General features: G+C 52.2%; 18 protein-coding genes and 1 pseudogene. 16 read left to right on the forward strand and 3 right to left on the reverse strand.

Features of this window, described 5'->3' with window-relative positions:
* Positions 1-248 (forward strand): hypothetical protein (locus ACN0UY_RS11830; RefSeq protein WP_417667346.1); only part of this gene is annotated, 248 nt, incomplete at its 5' end.
* A 332-nt stretch (positions 249-580) separates the two neighbouring features.
* A complete protein-coding gene (locus ACN0UY_RS11835) occupies positions 581-1,363 on the forward strand; it encodes a hypothetical protein (protein WP_417667348.1) in 783 nt (260 codons plus the stop codon).
* Positions 1,364-1,404: 41 nt separating this feature from the next.
* On the opposite strand, the gene ACN0UY_RS11840 is transcribed toward ACN0UY_RS11835, so the two are convergent.
* Entirely contained in the window at positions 1,405-1,737 is a 333-nt protein-coding gene (locus ACN0UY_RS11840; protein WP_417667350.1) for a hypothetical protein, read from the reverse strand.
* Between the two features lie 184 nt (positions 1,738-1,921).
* Here ACN0UY_RS11840 and ACN0UY_RS11845 point away from each other — a divergent pair, with 184 nt between their 5' ends.
* From ACN0UY_RS11845 to ACN0UY_RS11855, 3 genes are all read left to right on the forward strand, one after another.
* Positions 1,922-2,182, forward strand: a complete 261-nt coding sequence (locus tag ACN0UY_RS11845) for a hypothetical protein (RefSeq protein ID WP_417667352.1) — start codon at positions 1,922-1,924, stop codon at positions 2,180-2,182.
* Positions 2,183-2,215: 33 nt separating this feature from the next.
* Positions 2,216-2,428 (forward strand): DUF4224 domain-containing protein, encoded by a 213-nt coding sequence (locus tag ACN0UY_RS11850; protein WP_417667354.1) that lies wholly within the window; start codon positions 2,216-2,218, stop codon positions 2,426-2,428.
* 197 nt (positions 2,429-2,625) lie between these two features.
* Entirely contained in the window at positions 2,626-3,957 is a 1,332-nt protein-coding gene (locus ACN0UY_RS11855; protein WP_417667356.1) for a tyrosine-type recombinase/integrase, read from the forward strand.
* 65 nt (positions 3,958-4,022) lie between these two features.
* Here ACN0UY_RS11855 and ACN0UY_RS11860 read toward each other — a convergent pair whose 3' ends face one another.
* On the reverse strand, positions 4,023-4,556 hold the full coding sequence (locus ACN0UY_RS11860) for a hypothetical protein (RefSeq protein ID WP_417667358.1): 534 nt from the start codon (positions 4,554-4,556) through the stop codon (positions 4,023-4,025).
* Between the two features lie 149 nt (positions 4,557-4,705).
* Here ACN0UY_RS11860 and ACN0UY_RS11865 point away from each other — a divergent pair, with 149 nt between their 5' ends.
* From ACN0UY_RS11865 to ACN0UY_RS11890, 6 genes are all read left to right on the forward strand, one after another.
* Positions 4,706-4,915: a hypothetical protein gene (locus ACN0UY_RS11865; RefSeq protein WP_417667360.1), complete on the forward strand. Its 210-nt coding sequence runs from the start codon at positions 4,706-4,708 to the stop codon at positions 4,913-4,915.
* Between the two features lie 21 nt (positions 4,916-4,936).
* Positions 4,937-5,266: a hypothetical protein gene (locus tag ACN0UY_RS11870; protein WP_417667362.1), complete on the forward strand. Its 330-nt coding sequence runs from the start codon at positions 4,937-4,939 to the stop codon at positions 5,264-5,266.
* On the forward strand, positions 5,263-5,742 hold the full coding sequence (locus ACN0UY_RS11875; RefSeq protein ID WP_417667364.1) for a hypothetical protein: 480 nt from the start codon (positions 5,263-5,265) through the stop codon (positions 5,740-5,742). Before ACN0UY_RS11870 ends, ACN0UY_RS11875 begins: the two co-directional genes overlap by 4 nt.
* A 29-nt stretch (positions 5,743-5,771) precedes the next feature.
* Positions 5,772-6,182 (forward strand): hypothetical protein, encoded by a 411-nt coding sequence (locus ACN0UY_RS11880; RefSeq protein WP_417667366.1) that lies wholly within the window; start codon positions 5,772-5,774, stop codon positions 6,180-6,182.
* A gap of 784 nt (positions 6,183-6,966) precedes the next feature.
* On the forward strand, positions 6,967-8,337 hold the full coding sequence (locus tag ACN0UY_RS11885; protein ID WP_417667368.1) for an AAA family ATPase: 1,371 nt from the start codon (positions 6,967-6,969) through the stop codon (positions 8,335-8,337).
* Positions 8,338-8,911: 574 nt separating this feature from the next.
* Positions 8,912-9,559 carry a hypothetical protein gene (locus ACN0UY_RS11890; RefSeq protein WP_417667370.1) on the forward strand — a complete coding sequence of 216 codons (648 nt, stop codon included), beginning with the start codon at positions 8,912-8,914 and terminating at the stop codon, positions 9,557-9,559.
* Between the two features lie 629 nt (positions 9,560-10,188).
* Here the strand turns inward: ACN0UY_RS11890 and ACN0UY_RS11895 are convergent.
* On the reverse strand, positions 10,189-10,554 hold the full coding sequence (locus tag ACN0UY_RS11895; RefSeq protein ID WP_417667372.1) for a hypothetical protein: 366 nt from the start codon (positions 10,552-10,554) through the stop codon (positions 10,189-10,191).
* 384 nt (positions 10,555-10,938) lie between these two features.
* Between ACN0UY_RS11895 and ACN0UY_RS11900 the strand changes: the two are divergent.
* From ACN0UY_RS11900 to ACN0UY_RS11920, 5 genes and pseudogenes are all read left to right on the forward strand, one after another.
* A pseudogene (locus ACN0UY_RS11900) lies at positions 10,939-11,202 on the forward strand (antA/AntB antirepressor family protein); the annotation flags it as partial.
* Positions 11,203-11,830: 628 nt separating this feature from the next.
* Entirely contained in the window at positions 11,831-13,225 is a 1,395-nt protein-coding gene (locus ACN0UY_RS11905; protein ID WP_417667374.1) for a replication protein, read from the forward strand.
* A 236-nt stretch (positions 13,226-13,461) separates the two neighbouring features.
* Positions 13,462-13,713, forward strand: a complete 252-nt coding sequence (locus ACN0UY_RS11910; RefSeq protein ID WP_417667376.1) for a hypothetical protein — start codon at positions 13,462-13,464, stop codon at positions 13,711-13,713.
* 314 nt (positions 13,714-14,027) lie between these two features.
* Complete coding sequence (locus ACN0UY_RS11915; protein WP_417667378.1) at positions 14,028-14,672, forward strand: AAA family ATPase; 645 nt, start codon at positions 14,028-14,030, stop codon at positions 14,670-14,672.
* 49 nt (positions 14,673-14,721) lie between these two features.
* Entirely contained in the window at positions 14,722-14,961 is a 240-nt protein-coding gene (locus ACN0UY_RS11920; RefSeq protein WP_417667380.1) for a hypothetical protein, read from the forward strand.
* Positions 14,962-15,129 lie beyond the last annotated feature (168 nt).

A 15,129-nucleotide genomic window follows, 5' to 3' on the forward strand; every position in this document is an offset into this window, starting at 1 on the left:
CTGTGGCTATTAATGATGATCGTACAGCTGCCACTAAGGAAGCCAAGCGGCAAGCGGATATTGTTGCCCGCCAGACAGAAGAGGAAGCCCAAAAATTTAGCGATGGCAAAGGGTGGAAGCAGAAAGAGACACGAGAGCAAGCAGATAGAGCAAAGGAACAAGCGCTGACGGTGACGCTATACGATGCGGCTGCGTACGTGGCTAATCGAATTGGCGCACGCCTGGTGGTTCTTAAAAACGACAGCTGACACGTGACGATAGCCAGCCCACCCCGGCTGGCTTATTACCTTGAGGCAACGCGCCGCCCGCCTTCTTTTAAAATCAATATTTTATAGTTTATTCCGAATTTGGGAGAAACTCTCTTTATGCGTTATATGACTCTTTAACGCAATAACGTTAACCCCCTTCTCGTCAAGTTGGCTTAAACCATAATTAATCCTGCTTGTGACTTGTCTTGAATAGAAGATATGTTCTGCGAAGCTAACGCAGGTATAGTTTGCTTCTATTTAATTGCGGTGGAGCAGCACATACGACGCTGTAAGCCAGAGGCCATAAAAGATTACTTGGAAAGGGGCGGTAAATGAGTTCAGGGAACCCAGCCGGGCGCTTGCTCGGGATCGTAGAAGAAGCGCGCACGATAAAGGACGACATGTCGATCAAGCAGGCATGGGAGAATATTTTAGGGGTTGATAAAGACAATCACTCACAGATGATGTTTCGACTAGGTCGCGTCATGTTGCTGCCAGAGCAGGTAATGGCAGAGATTCGCGAGTACTACCCTGACGAGGAAGACGCCCAAAAATACTGGGTTGGCCAGGTCAATAAGGCTTTATTTCAAGGAACTCATACAGGGCAGAAGTGGAATGGAGTTAAGCAGTACTTTGATAACCATACTGTCCAGTACCTTAAGATGGCAGCGGCGATGCTTAAAATGGTGCAAGGAGAGCAGCTACTCGGCAGCGATCAGCTAGATACTATGCGCAGCAAGCTGAATGACATCCTAGAAGAACTGGAAGCTCACAACCTAAGCCGCAGCGCAAAGGCGATCATCAGGAGCCATTTAAATGCCATCCTTGGAGCTTTGGATGAGTACAAAATTTGCGGGAAGCAAGGAATAGAAGAAGCATCTCATCGCGCTGTCGGCGAACTGGCTGTCAATCGTGAGCTTCGCAATGAAGTTAGTAACACTCCAGTCGGGAAGAAGTTCGCAGCCGCACTGATATTCATATTCGGCATTGTTGGCGGGGCGAATGACTCTCTTCAACTGACAGAGAGCGTCCCAAAATTCCTTGAAGATATTCGCTCAAGCGAAGAGCAAGTAGCTGAACATGCTAAGCAGGATGACGCAGAAAGAGCGGAATGATAATTAGCGCCAAAATAGAGAGATGCCTTTAGTACGCTGAGTTATAGCTTATTTGTACTTGGCTTCCTTCCTAACAGTTCTTCTAGCTTCCGCTTGGCATCGCGGTTTGTGGTTACCTGGGCTGCGTCTACTGGCTGGGGGCCAATCCGAGAGCGTGGCTCGTAACGTGGGTCACTTGGCGAGCGGGCTTCTGTGCCAAAGTCGATAGAATCGGGGCTTAGGTCAGCAAGATGAAGAATTGAGCCTACCGTTATTTTTCCTCTTGCGACTGCGTTAAGGCGTCCCTCGCGCACCCAGCCGCTTACTCTTGAGCGTTTCACCTCGAATGGTTCTGCCACTTCATCGTAGCTGTAGACCAACTTATCTAAAATCACTTTGCCTGCCTATGTGAAGTCTAGGCCGCACCGTATGCGTGCCATAAAAAGGATGACGCCTCATTTGTACGGTTTATTTCTTTTGAGAGGGTTTTCCAAGCTTTTAACGATTTAACGCTATGACGTTTTAACGCATTAACGCTAGTGGCATACTGAGCGCGCAACCGTCGAGAGGAAGGATGCGATGCTTTTAGAAACCGATGAGCTGGATATTATTGAGCTGTGCCGTGACACCAAGGGGCGTCGAAACCTTAACGCGGAGCGCGTGTGGGAAGACCGTGAAAGGATTCGTAAGCGCCTTGGTTGGGCTGTAAAGAAAGGTGATAGCCGTAAGGTGAAGCATCTGGAGGAGCGCCTGGCCAAGCTGGAAGCGGAGGCATTGGATCCTTCGTTCAGCTATGCCAAAGAGGTTAATCGGCAACGCTACATTCGACGCCCCGGGTAATGGTCTTAATGGAGGCGACACAAGGTGAGCGACTTGTTTTTAACAGTGGAGGAGCTGGCACACCTAACCGGTAGAAAGCAGCACAAGAGCCAGCGTGAAGTTCTAGATGCTATGGGTATCTATTGGAAGGTGAATGCGGCGGGAAAACTGCTGGTTGGTCGCAAGCATGTTGAAGAGGTGTTTGGTGGCCATAGAGGAGAAGCGAGGCGTCAGGTAAAGCCCAACTTCGACGCGCTGAAGCTGTAACCATTCTTCTAGTGGGGTTTTTAGTGGTGTTATTGGGTAAGTTACATAAGAAAAACGCTGTATTTAAAAGTTGAAAACATTAACGACCGTATTCCTTACATGAAATACGGTCGTTGTTGAGCTACCATAAAAACACTTCTTCATAGGTTCTCGTCGCGATGACGCAGCCTCTCAGTCTCAACAAGACGAGGTGCGTTATGGCTCGACAAGCCGCTACTCGATTAAGCCCCCGCCGCATTGAAGCACTTAAGCCTTCTGATAAGCCTTATCGGGTTACTGATGCTGCCGCTACGCCTGGCGGCCTGTTGCTAGAAGTGCGTCCTACAGGTGGCAAGTCGTGGGTATCGCGTGTGAGCATTGCGGGTGGCTATGAAGAGAGCGGCGCAGGCGAGTTTGTTAAGCGTTGTGCGCGCCGCATCGATATCACCCTTGGCCAGTGGCCGTTGATCGACATTGAAAAGGCTCACGCTCTTCACCGTGAGAATGCCTCCCTAGCGGCCATGGGCAAGCACCCGCGAGCAGAAAGAATGTTGAAGCGCCTATCACCGCTATTTGGTGAGCTCATGGAGCGATGGCTAGATCATATTGAGCGTAATAAGTCGTTAACCTCACGCACCTTGGATGCCCACCGTCGCCGGTGGCGTCTTCACCTTGGCCCCTTAAACGCCATCCCAGTGGATCAGCTGGCCAAGTCGGCTATTGCGTCGGTGCTAACGCGCATTGCCGATAAGACCCCCGCACAAGCAAGGGCAAGCCTTATCACCCTGCGTGCGGCGTTGGCGTGGGCGTGCCACCAGGGGTGGATTGATAGCAATCCCGCCGACGGTATGAAGGCCGACGCTTACGGGGCCGGCACAAGCAAGCCGCGTGACGTGGTGCTGTCGCTGGAAGAGTTGCGCCAGGTTTGGCAAGCCGTGACTGACTCCCGCATGGATCCTTGGACAAGCGCCGCGATTCAGTTGCTCATCCTAACCGGTGCGCGCCGTGATGAAGTGGCGGGTATGCGAATTGAGGAGCTAGACCTGGATAACAACGCCTGGCACTTGCCCGCGGTGCGCGCGAAAACCTCTACTGCTCGCACCATCTATCTGTGCTCTATGGCGATGACCATCATTCGTGAGCGGATCAAAGCGCGGACGGTAGGGCCGGTGCTTTCGGGTAGAACAGGGGAGGGCGTTCACCCAGATAGCTTAACAACGGCTGTAACGCGCTTGCGTCATGGCAAGCTGAAAGCGTTGGGGCAGAGAAAGCCCTTCACTGTTCACGATCTACGCCGTAGCGCCGCCACTGCTTGGGGTGAGCACTTGGACGCACGGCCAGAGCTTATTGATCGGATGCTGGGCCATGCCCGCCGCAATCCTATTGAGGCGGCTTACCAACACCAGACCTACGAGCGACAGCAGCGGGCCACTATTCAGGCCTGGGGCAACTTGGTGCTCGATCATGTCGCTAACTTGCCCGGTGATAACGTGACGCCAATGTGGCGAGGGCCTGCGCGTGACAGAGAAGCTGAGGCGATAGCGTTATAAGTTGCGGTGCCCGCTCTACCCGCTTCTCTTTACTCGTCTTCTTTGGCCTGCCATTTCACTATGCGTTAGTACGGCAGCTCATCGGGAAAATCACTGAAATCGGTCTTTTGGCTTTCTTCGCTCATTGTGTAGGGCTCGATCGACCTGCTGTTTTGATGCTTGCCAACATGCTCGATGAGTGCCTCCCAGTGTTTTTGTAACAAGCTCACGTGGAGAAGATCTTCACGCAGGCCAGAAGCGCCCTCCTGAATCGGGACTTTCCAGAATGCCGGCGTCGCTTTGATGGTTTCCCATACGCGCAATTCATCGTAATCGAGCAGGGAAGGCTTCGCGAGCGCTAGTCTGACGACTCGAAGTGATTCGTCAGTGGACCACAAGCTCTCAAGCTCGACTAAAAAGGTAGTGTCCAGCCCGTATTCACGATCCTTAAAACTAATCTGTCCCGCCGCTCTCTCAATCGCCCATTCAATTACGCCGGTAATAGTACGCTTCTGCTCCCGAGCCAAGAGATCAACGAGATACTTGGTCTTAGGATCGATGCGCAGTGAAACACTGACCGTAGGGTTGCTGGCCCTGCTAGGGGCTCTTTTCTTAGTCATTTTGCGGCCTAAAAAATTACTGTAATGCGCAGTATTTGCATGAATGCGTTTGGCGTCAACGTGCATTATAATAACTATTGTGCAGCTTTTGCTTTCAGTAAATGCTAATGATGTATAGCCTATGCCCTTGAGCTACAAAGGAGAGCCTAGTGAAGCCTATTAAGAAAAAGCCCTACACCCTTCGCCTGGAAACCTGTCTCGGTGAGCGTATCGAGCAATGGGCACGTGATAACCGTCGGACATTTACTGCCGAGATTGGCTTGCTGATAGAGCAAGGCATTGAGTGGAGAAAGAACCATGGGGACAAGCCACTGAGCCAGGGCGAAACCCTTGAAAAAACGGTAAGTACAGGTAGCTAAAAGCAAACGGAGATAAGCGCTATGTCAGCAGCCAATGCCGCTCGTGAGAGCCGCAGCAACACCCAGCCGCTAAAGATCGAACTTGCCCTCGATATGCTCATTCGGGCTGATCAGGACGAACGCTTCATTATGTCGTTCGATGCAATGCAAGAGTATGGCGATTCGTGCCTTCATACGACGATTGCCACGCTACGCGAAAAGGGAATCACTTTCCTTCAGCAACCCTACAAGCACCAACACCGTCACGGCGGTACCGCGCACTTCCAGTCCTATCGCATTGCCCCCAGCAGCCGTGAATCGGCTAAACAGTTAGCCCAACACTACTCCGATATGCGTGAGGTGCGCTCGTGAAACCACTAAACACATACATCTCCCCAGCCTCCCAAGCAGACACGCTTCTGCGTTGTGTTGAGCCAACAACCCGGCGAGTGGAGAGGCTGGCATCCGCATTAAGTGTGTGCGGCCAAGCCGAAGAGTATGCGCGCCTTAAAGGTGCACCCGAAGCAATGGCTGCCTTGCGCCGCGTGACGCGAGGAGTCGCTATCAAAGAAGGCCTCGACGCGCTTTCAAAATCGCCCTTTAGTAACGAAGCCCATGACGCTGTGACCAGCGACGTAACGCTAGGACAGTGGTGCTTTCTGGCTGATCAAGCCGAATACCTAGCCGATGTTGCCGAGCAAGCGTTTGCCCTGGACTTGCCGAGCGTAGCGGCTCAGATGCTGACGTACAGCATCGACTCATTAGCGCGTATTGCGCTGGAGGCTGATGCCAGCAGCGATCAGGCCGATGAAAAAAATTCGACAAAAAAGGGCACAAACCTCCACTAGTGCCCCTTTTACATTATTAGGAGTTAGTCATGAACCTACACAGGAGTAGCGATGTGCCGAGCATCAACGATGTCATCGATATGCTGGATAGCTATGCGGGGTTATTAGAGCTGGCTATTGAGCGTACGAGCGTTCCTGTCGAGTCGGTTCCTTATCTGCCGACCCGGCACGCTGTTCGCTGCTGCTGTCGAGGTCTTGATGCGCTCCACATCGCGAGTATTGGAATGAATTGCGCGCAGTCGTTCACGCGTCCGGTCCTTCTAAACGGTCGCTGGTTTCGTCCGGTAGATCTGCTGCGGCAAGCGCTTGAGCAGCTAGAAGGCGCGGCGCAGGTCGTTAAGCGACATCAGCTGGGAGGCGTAACACCATCCGCCAACCAAGCGACGCTCGCTGAACTGGCCGACCGTATTCATCACGTAGAGCAGGATTTGGTGGGCTAATGGGGCCAGCGGTTACGCATCTTTCATTTCCACATCGCCAACAGGTCTAACGAACGAAAAAGTTCTGTCTCTGTGCTGGCTGGCGAGAGGCGAGGCTGTATGGAATAGCGCTGGGGGCGCATGTGACTCATATTATACGGAAAACCCTGAAACACATTTCGACGACCCTGTTAGTGGCTTTGTGGCCGCGATTGCGATGCCGTTGCCAGTGCCGAAGAGATAATCCCAGACGGCAAGCCTGTTCGCGACGAATGGTAAGCGTGGTGATGACGCAGGGTTTTATGCTCTTCATCTGATGATTTGCTGGGGCCATTTTGGCTGTTGCGTACGACGTCCGTCAAACGTGGAATGCGCCGAGGTGGCAGCGAGCCACCAGAACTAAATCGTTTGCGCCGGAGCATTGAGGCAGAGGAACGGCAGCGGCGCGAGTACCATGCGCGGCGTGCTGGGGTGGCTAAAGGTATTTGGGAGGCAGCAGAAGCGATCTCCTACACCCATATCTAATGCGTAAAGGCGTTCGACCTGTGGCGACATTCGTCAGCCAATATTCGAGAAGCGCTTTGTTTTCGATGATCAGAGTCGCCTATCAATGCGTAACTGCTTGCTGATCAACGTAGAAGGCCCCTCTGGCATTCAAACGCTCGAAGCCATCACACCCAAGGGCGACAAGCTATGGCGGGCGGCAGATGAGAGGCGGCTACCACGTCATACCCGGAACTACTGAGGCGATATACGTTGTGGAAGGCTGGGCAACGGGGGCGAGCATTCACGCGCCACCTACGCTATGGTAGCCGTTGCCTTCACGTCTGGTGCCCTTCTTGCCACCGCCAAAAGCGTTAGACGCGAAGCGCCGGGAGCACGCTTAGTGATTGCAGGGGACAATGACCGAAAGCCGGACGGCAGCAACCCTGGGCGTGCGGCCGCTGAAGCTGCGGCTGAAGCCACTGGTGCTGATGTGCTTCTACCTGAGTTTGCTGCAAATGAAGAAGGCACGGACTGGAACGACTATCAAGCGGCTCACGGTATCGATGGATTGCGCCGCGCCTTAGAGAAGGGCTTGGGCGAAGAGGACGAGCTGCTGGCACTCCTCGAAAAATCCAAGGCCAAGCATTTGTTAGCGAAAGAGCCGCCGCCTCAAGCGTTTGTCGTTGAGGGGCTTATTCCTGAGCCGGTTGCAGCCGCTATCGTTGCACCTGGCTCAACCGGCAAAAGCTTCTGGCTAATGCAATTGGCGGCCTGCGTGGTGACCGGCACACCGTTCATGGGGCAGGCAGTGGAGCGCCCAGGATCGGTGCTGATGTTCGGTGCTGAGGATAGCTGCGACGAGATGTCTAGGCGGCTTCACAGCATTACCCGGGAGTATGAATTCGATGGCTGTCGACTCGACCCAAAGGCGCTGGGGGAGGGTCTCTATCCTATCTCCTTGCTAGGTCAAGATAACCGCCTGACTGTTCACGAGGGCCGTGACATTGTGCGTCACGAGGCCCGTATATCGCGCCTGATACGGATGGCCAAGGCAATCCCTAACCTGCGCATGATCATCATTGATCCAGTGAGCCGCTTCCGCTCTGGCGACGAGAACGACAATGAGGCCGCGACCCGCTTTGTTGAAGTGCTTGAGCAGATCCGTGAAGAAACTGGCGTTACCGTCCTGTGTGCCCACCACAGTCGCAAAGGGAGTACAGGCGAGGATGTCGACGATATACGGGGCGCGAGCGCGTTTGTGGACGCCCTGCGCTTTGCGGCAACGTTGGCCAGGCCAAAGCTCGGAAAAGGGCTTTGCGAGGACGATGCAAAAGGCATGGTTCGGTTTAGCGTCGTGAAATCCAACTACCGTACAGATGTTGATGAGCAATGGATGCGCCGTGGGGTGGGTGGAGTATTGAAGCCCATTGCAGCGCCAAAGCCCCAGGCTCAGCGTACCCAACAGCGTAGTGAAGACCGCTATCAGGAAGTCCTTCCCCAGCTAAAAGAGCTCGTCAGTAAAAAGGCCAGGGATGGTGACCCGTTAACACGGAGTAAGCTTCGCCGGCTTTATGGAGGGAAAGAAAACGACTTCGGAGTAGGCAAAGACCTGCTAGAAAAACTGGCTAATCAGGCCATTGAAGAGCGAGTCTTTAAATTACATGACAACGGGACGCTTCATCTGTGGTGAAAACGCAACAGAATTTAATGGATGAAAATAATATAAAATCAATTGATTAATCCTATAAAACGCAACGCAAGAGCAACAAAACGCAACACTCAAAAGAAGACGCAACGCTATACCTAATGCGCCGCTATTCAAAGGCTAATAACGTGGCCTGAAAGTTGGCCTGGCCTTGTGGCCTTAATCAGGCCACTTTGTCAGTCCAGGCCACGCAAACACGCATGGTTGGGCTCGTCGCTGGAAATGATGGCCTAAATCAAAAGCAAGGCCACAAGGCCACTGAAACCCGCATGACACGGGGCTTTGACTGGCCTTGTTTTCCTACCCCTACGGGGGAGACCTGTTTTTAAGGCCACCCCTAGGTAGTTAGCGCCAAGGGCGCGCTGATAACGCTGCTATGAGGTTTTAAGATAGAGCCAGGGCAGCTATACAGCTCACTAAATTGTTGATCTCCTGTTGAGTATTCTTAAAGGGCACCATACTTTTGACAATCTCATTGAGTTAATGGCGTTAATACTAGTGACGCCCGCTACCTCGATCCACCTTATAGCTTGCGGCATGCTCCTCTGGGGTTTAATTGATGAGTGATTGGGAAGACTTTTGTGAATCTAAAGGATGGAACCCTGCTTCAGAAGATGATTACGATGAATTCTTGGAGTCACTGGAGGATGACCAGCCACGACAAATCCCAATAAAGCCTGGCTCAGACTACCAGCGTTTTGATTCTTACACTGAGGCGGCTGCGTGGGCTAAGGCGAACCCAGGCCGAGTGATAAGGCGCGCACCAGATGGTTGTGGATTTGAGACAAAAATTGAATTGCGCAACAATCGCCTCCCATCCGCCGAGAGTGCTGTTCACCCTCCGGTAAAGGAAGATCCTATTCGGGCCACTATGAAGCGTTATGCTGAAATTAAGCAGCTGACACCACACTTGCATGACGTGTTGGCTAACTCCGCGTCTAATGGCAGTCGCTTGTATATGCGCCCTTTCTATCAAGATGTTTGGAATGCCGAGCTGAGCTCTTTAAGTCACGACCAACTTCTTCGCTTACGTCTACTCCTGTTAGCCCTCCTTGAGGCTAAACGTCAACACCTGAGTAATTTGTATGCCGCAATGAGTAAAAGCCGAAAGATGAGGCGTGGGAACTATGGTGAAGAGCTTTTTGAGGTAGTTAACTCAATCATGGAAGGCGTGCTTGTCGACATTGATAAGCAGTTGGCTAGATAGCGTGTTAGATCGCAAAAGCAAGGCCTTACCCTTTCGGACTTCAAATCGGAGTGGGCCAAAGCTCTTAAAGCAACCATCTTTTTGATGTTTGCTTCCCATAAAAATGAAGCCCTAAAATCAAAGCTCTACGATAAAAACACGGATTCCTAGGGCGAAGTAGCCAAAATATGCTTGTAGGTGGAGCTGCTATAGCCCCCCCCTCAGCGGCTGTAGGGGGTGGTACAGCGGTTGAGGTACACCAGCGGCTGTAGGGGCTTTTTTCCAAAGCAGGAAACAACCCAGCTGCTGGGAGATAGGTTTATTGCTTCCCAGTTCTGGAAATCAGGCAGCGTTATGTGCCAGGATCGTATTCCATCAGCGACATATGAGACTCGATAGCAGAGCAGATCGTCAGCGACCTGGAAGAGTTTGGCAATATTGGATTTGAAATCCAGAATTTGCAATCAGGTGCGGGCCGTCCCGCGGAGTACGCTACCCTCAATGAACAAAAGTCCACTTTGTTGCTGCGCTCACACCAGGGGTGTGAATTGAACTCACACCCTTTTTGTCATCATCCAGCCGACCCAATTTACTCAGACGAGATAGTCAGCCAGGGTATTATGACTCGAGCTTAACCAGTGGGGACTGCTTTATCCTTGGAGCATCATAGCTAGCATCTTCTCTTCAGCCTTACGCCCTCTCTCTTTCGACCCAGCCTGCCAAGTATCGGCAGCAGCCTTGTCTTGCCCCATTGTGTCAGTGCGCCAATAACAGCGCATCTGGCGAGGGTAGTGGGCAGGCTTAGGAACTTCACACCAAACATCAACCATTCTGTCTTCTGCCTGAACAAGCCCCTGGCGTTCCATGTTTCGCAGCGTTCGCGCTACGTTCGACACGTCCAGGCTCAAGATGGTGGCCACGGTTGCCGCGTTACGTGGAGGTGTTCCCCATTCAAGGTTAGCGTAGTCATCGGTCAGGCTCAGCGCTTCCAGAATACAACGTTTGTTATTTGTCATTCTCATATAATAAGCCCAACGGTATTGGTCAATAAGCAGCACCGTACTTTAACGCAGCGGCGTTGGTCAATAAGATACGTATATTCTCGTTTTATGCGGCGTGCCGGTAATTTCATCCGGGCGTCATCCTCTATGGAGCTGTTTCGTCGGCTCGCTCCTTGCTCGCTGTTACGACTCTAAGGCGGGCAACCATGAGGGCTGGTGTGGCTCGCACCTTAAGGAGTTAGCCTGAATGCTCAGATATGCGCATTTGAGATAATAACCAAAGCAAGATTCCTGGGTTTGCTCCTTAGATGTGGCGATTCACAAAGCAGAGTCCGGTGCGACGCTTTACGTTATAACCAATATGAAGCTGGGTAGTTACCATATACCCAGCTTCACTCGTTTCTTGAGGTTAAGGCCAATTTCCGAGACTGGATTTCTCGTCGCGTTTCAGAATACGGCTTTAAGGAGAGCGTAGACTTTCGCTCATTTTTGAGCGAAACCCCTAGCGGTGGGCGTCCCAGCAAGGAGTACGCTATTTCCCTCGACATGGCTAAAGAGCTATCCATGGTCGAGCGTAACGAGAAGGGCAAGCAAGCGCGCCAGTATTTCAAGCTTGGTTATTCAGATAAAGCACCTGATAAGGGCTTTAAGACTGGTTCATAAAAAAATGTAGCCCTACAATCAATCGCTTATGTGGTTTTACTCACATTTGAGTAAAAGGGCGTGCGCCATCTGACTGGGTTTTACGAAACTTTTGTAAAACCTTTGCGGGATTGCCTGAATAGGCTCACGTTGCGCCGACTCGGCTCATTCTGTCGATGATTGCTGCTTTAAGTCACGCCTGAGTGAGGTCATGTTGCCCTGACTTAGGGGCGTTTTGGTGTCGAGATTTAACTTCACCATATTCACAAATATGTAGAATTTACGCTGTGTCGCGCTCGTGTCGGGGTAAGTCACGTCAACGCAACATCTTCCTTAGGCTGCGTGGCATCCCGCTGTCTCTAAATTGGAGACGCTTTTCTTCGACCTGCCTAGTCGAGCCTCACCATTTTGGCGAGTACTACGAAACTTTCGTAGTTGGTAACCATAACGGCACCACTCATGCCAAAGCGCGAGTACGAGAAATTACAGGCATGCGCCTGAAAGATGGTGTAAGCTGGGATGAAGTGAGCAATAAGAGCGGCCTTGGAGTTTAGGCCTAGAAAAAGCAAACCCCCAGATCCTCTGGTGCTTGGCGGCGAAGGAGGAAGCTGGGGGCGGAGACAAGCGCCTGGGAGGGCGCGATTGCCTTATGTCCAGTATAGCCGTTGATTCTGCGGAGCGCACCCCCAGTCCGCAAATTGAATTGATCGCGGAGCCGATGAGCTACCACAGCACTGAGTGGGGCTTCTTTTCCGTGGTGTCCAGACATCCTGAGAAAGGGATGCTGCAGAAATCTTACCCACTGCGCCTGCTATCCGAAGTGCTTTCGGCGGTACCGCGTGATCGTGATACCTATGTAAGCCAAGCAGAGTTCACCAAGCCCAACCGGCGTGTCGTCAATCTAGCCCGTGTTGGCCTGCTGTTCGTCGATATTGATCCAGGCCCGATAACGCACCTTGATGGCGACCAATGGGCTATGCGCTGCTTGATAGCATGCCAAGATGAGGGCGTACCAGCGCCTAGTTTGATTGTGTTTAGCGGCCGCGGCGTTCATATGAAGTGGCTGCTGGATCGACCGCTCCCGCGTGCGGCTGTCATGCGCTGGAACCACGCTCAAAAGTGCTTAGTAAAACGGTTTGAACACATTGGTGCGGACGCCGGTGCGCGCGATGCCTCTCGCGTACTGCGGCTACAGGGCACGATCAACGAGAAAAACCTTAAGCGCTGCGAAGTGGTCTGGGAAGATCGTGACCCCCGTGACGGTGAGTTGGTGCGCCATAGCTTCGACACGCTGTTTGATGAGCTCGTAGAGGTGCCCCGGCATATTTACGACGCACAGCGAGACGCCGAGCAGAAAGCCCGTGAGGAGCGCCAGAAGCGCCGCGAGAGCTTTACCCTTATTCGTGGTGGTAAATACGGCTTACGTCGCTTAGGTGACCGTCAGCTTGCCTGGGATCGCTTAGAAGACCTCCGGTCGCTGGCCTCAATGCGGGCCAACAATATCGAGGGGCAGCGTATGCTGTTCTTATTCTGGTCGACTAACTTCCTCGCGCTTGCCCAGCCAACCAAAGCGAACTCACTTCACTACGAAGCACGCTCCCTAGCCAAAGAGATTGCCCCTGGCTGGACTTATAAGGACTGTGACCTCGGCACTACCTTCAGGCGCGCAACGGCGTATGCGCAGGGCGAGCAGATAGAGTTTAACGGCCGTAAGTACCCGCCGCTTTACACGCCGCGTAACGACACGCTGATTCAGGCGCTACAAATCACCCCTGAAGAGCAAAAGAAGCTCAAGACAATCATCAGCAAGGAAGAGGCCGCTTGGCGTCACGCGGAACGTGAGCGACAGCGCCGCCGATTGGCTGGCATGGCAGAGCGTAGCGAGTATTTGGAAAGCATGGCAGCCACTACGGAAGAGCGCCGTAAAGCCGTATTGGAGCTGCGCGGTAAGGGCCTTTCACAGCGCGCGATTGCCAAAGAATTAGGGCTATCGAAAACACGAGTAGTTCAATTGCTTGAGGGATTGAAAGAGGGTGGTCAGTAGCCCGTGCGTACTACTTGGGGGCGAAGCCTAGGAGTAGTCATACCTGGATTGTTATATATATTGGCCTCCTGGTGTTTAGCCGTTATTTAAAGATCAAGCTTGGTGGTCAGTGGTCTATGCGTACTACTTGGGGGCGAAGCCTTTTAGCGTTGCTATGGGTAACATGGTTTATGCGTACTACTTGGATAGCGTCTGTTTATGATTGAACGTAGCCTATCGGCTAGGGATGGTTGCTTATGCGGATGACTCGAAACAAGCAGATGATACTTGACGTGTTAGCCACCGAGTCTGGTGGTGAATACCTGCCTGCTGCCGTTGTTGCTGAGCGTCTTGATAATAAGCGTATGTCTGACGTTGCCCGCACGCTGCGTTTGATGGAAGAGCAGGGCCTGGTTCGATCAGAGGTGCGTCGTCTGTCCGTTGATCGACCTGGTTTTGGTTCTTATGTGCGTGCGCTGAAGTGTTATCAGCTGACTGATAGTTTCTGATGCTGTAGCTACCTAGTGAGTTACTTACCTTCTGCTGAATGCTCTCTTGCAGCCTAGGGTCTTTCAGCGGGTGCAACTCCAGATACGATGAGCATCTAAAGTTTTGTGTGTGACGTGATGCGTCGAATCACCCCAACGTGGAGCAGCTGACTTACCCCAAATTGGGGACGAGTCTCACCATTTTGGTGACAGTGAGTGTCACCAAAATGGTTACACTGGCGCGTTTCTGGTAAGCGTTATTGCGTTATAGCGTTATCTACCTTCCGGTGTTACTTTTCCTGCCGACATGGCGAATTGAGAAAGGGAGGCAGTTCATGGGTGACATTATTGGCGTCGTCAGCCAGAAAGGAGGCGTTGGTAAGTCGACTCTGGCTAGAGCGATTGCAACCACCTATGCGTCTGCTGGCTGGAATGTGAAAGTTGCGGATTTGGATATTAACCAGGCTTCTAGTTTTTCATGGCTCCAGCGGCGTTTATCGCGTGGGATTGAGCCGGTGGTGGCTGTGGAGACGTTTGGCACCGTTGGCCAGGCGCTGAAGGTTTCGGATGCTTACGACCTAATGGTTTTGGACGGCGCTCCTCACGCCACGCGCGCGACCGTAGAGATCGGTAAGCGAGCTAATTTGGTTGTTCTCCCAACGGGGTTATCTCTTGATGACCTTGAGCCGACCGTATTGCTAGCTAACGCATTGACCAATGAGCATGGTATTCCCCTGGAGAGAATAGCTATCGCCTTAGTGAAGACAGGTGACAGCCCTCGTGAGCTGGATGAGGCGCGCAGTTATTTGGCGGCTACCCCTTATTACGTGCTCAGTTCCCAGATTCCTGAGAAGACCGCTTTTCGACGCGCGCAGGATACCGGTCTATCGGTAGTGGAGAGCCCTTACAAGGGGCCGCGCGAACAGGCCGACCAGCTTATCCAGTCTTTGATTGATCGATTGGAAGCTATAAGCTCATAAAGAAATGACGCATTAACGTTTTAACGCTTTTTTTAAGGAGTGATTATATATGGCCGCGCCCAGTAAAAAACCGAGCGGCAAGGGATTGCCACCGACGCCAACAGAGACATCCCATGTTGTAGGTAATGCCACTAGCAAGCCGGAGGCTGGTGAGGATGTGGCCTGTAATTTTCGCATTTCACCGGAATTACGCCGCCGGTTGAAGTCGTTTGCCGCTGCCCACGATATGAGCATGAAAGATGTTTTTACTCAGGGGGTTGAAGAGTTTATGGATAAGCGAGGTGGGTAGTTAAAAAGAGTTCGATTTAATCGAACGTTTTCTCCTTTTTGCGAGCCTCACTAAACGATGATCAATAATTGAGCTAAAAAAAGACCCTTTACTCATTTGAATGCGAACAAGAGCAGCGTAGGAGTGTTTGCTGATATATCAGCCATGCTTGCAAGCCTGAGATACATC

Origin of the sequence: Pseudidiomarina sp. (genome assembly GCF_048268165.1) — a bacterium.
Taxonomy (GTDB): Bacteria; Pseudomonadota; Gammaproteobacteria; order Enterobacterales; family Alteromonadaceae; genus Pseudidiomarina.

Excerpts from the sequence above, each read along its gene's own strand:
- ACN0UY_RS11835 (WP_417667348.1), top strand. The coding sequence starts at position 581 with ATGAGTTCAGGGAACCCAGCCGGGCGCTTGCTCGGGATCGTAGAAGAA.
- ACN0UY_RS11845 (WP_417667352.1), top strand. The coding sequence starts at position 1,922 with ATGCTTTTAGAAACCGATGAGCTGGATATTATTGAGCTGTGCCGTGAC.
- ACN0UY_RS11855 (WP_417667356.1), top strand. The coding sequence starts at position 2,626 with ATGGCTCGACAAGCCGCTACTCGATTAAGCCCCCGCCGCATTGAAGCA.
- ACN0UY_RS11860 (WP_417667358.1), bottom strand. The coding sequence starts at position 4,556 with ATGACTAAGAAAAGAGCCCCTAGCAGGGCCAGCAACCCTACGGTCAGT.
- ACN0UY_RS11870 (WP_417667362.1), top strand. The coding sequence starts at position 4,937 with ATGTCAGCAGCCAATGCCGCTCGTGAGAGCCGCAGCAACACCCAGCCG.
- ACN0UY_RS11880 (WP_417667366.1), top strand. The coding sequence starts at position 5,772 with ATGAACCTACACAGGAGTAGCGATGTGCCGAGCATCAACGATGTCATC.
- ACN0UY_RS11885 (WP_417667368.1), top strand. The coding sequence starts at position 6,967 with ATGGTAGCCGTTGCCTTCACGTCTGGTGCCCTTCTTGCCACCGCCAAA.
- ACN0UY_RS11890 (WP_417667370.1), top strand. The coding sequence starts at position 8,912 with ATGAGTGATTGGGAAGACTTTTGTGAATCTAAAGGATGGAACCCTGCT.
- ACN0UY_RS11895 (WP_417667372.1), bottom strand. The coding sequence starts at position 10,554 with ATGACAAATAACAAACGTTGTATTCTGGAAGCGCTGAGCCTGACCGAT.
- ACN0UY_RS11905 (WP_417667374.1), top strand. The coding sequence starts at position 11,831 with ATGTCCAGTATAGCCGTTGATTCTGCGGAGCGCACCCCCAGTCCGCAA.
- ACN0UY_RS11910 (WP_417667376.1), top strand. The coding sequence starts at position 13,462 with ATGCGGATGACTCGAAACAAGCAGATGATACTTGACGTGTTAGCCACC.
- ACN0UY_RS11915 (WP_417667378.1), top strand. The coding sequence starts at position 14,028 with ATGGGTGACATTATTGGCGTCGTCAGCCAGAAAGGAGGCGTTGGTAAG.
- ACN0UY_RS11920 (WP_417667380.1), top strand. The coding sequence starts at position 14,722 with ATGGCCGCGCCCAGTAAAAAACCGAGCGGCAAGGGATTGCCACCGACG.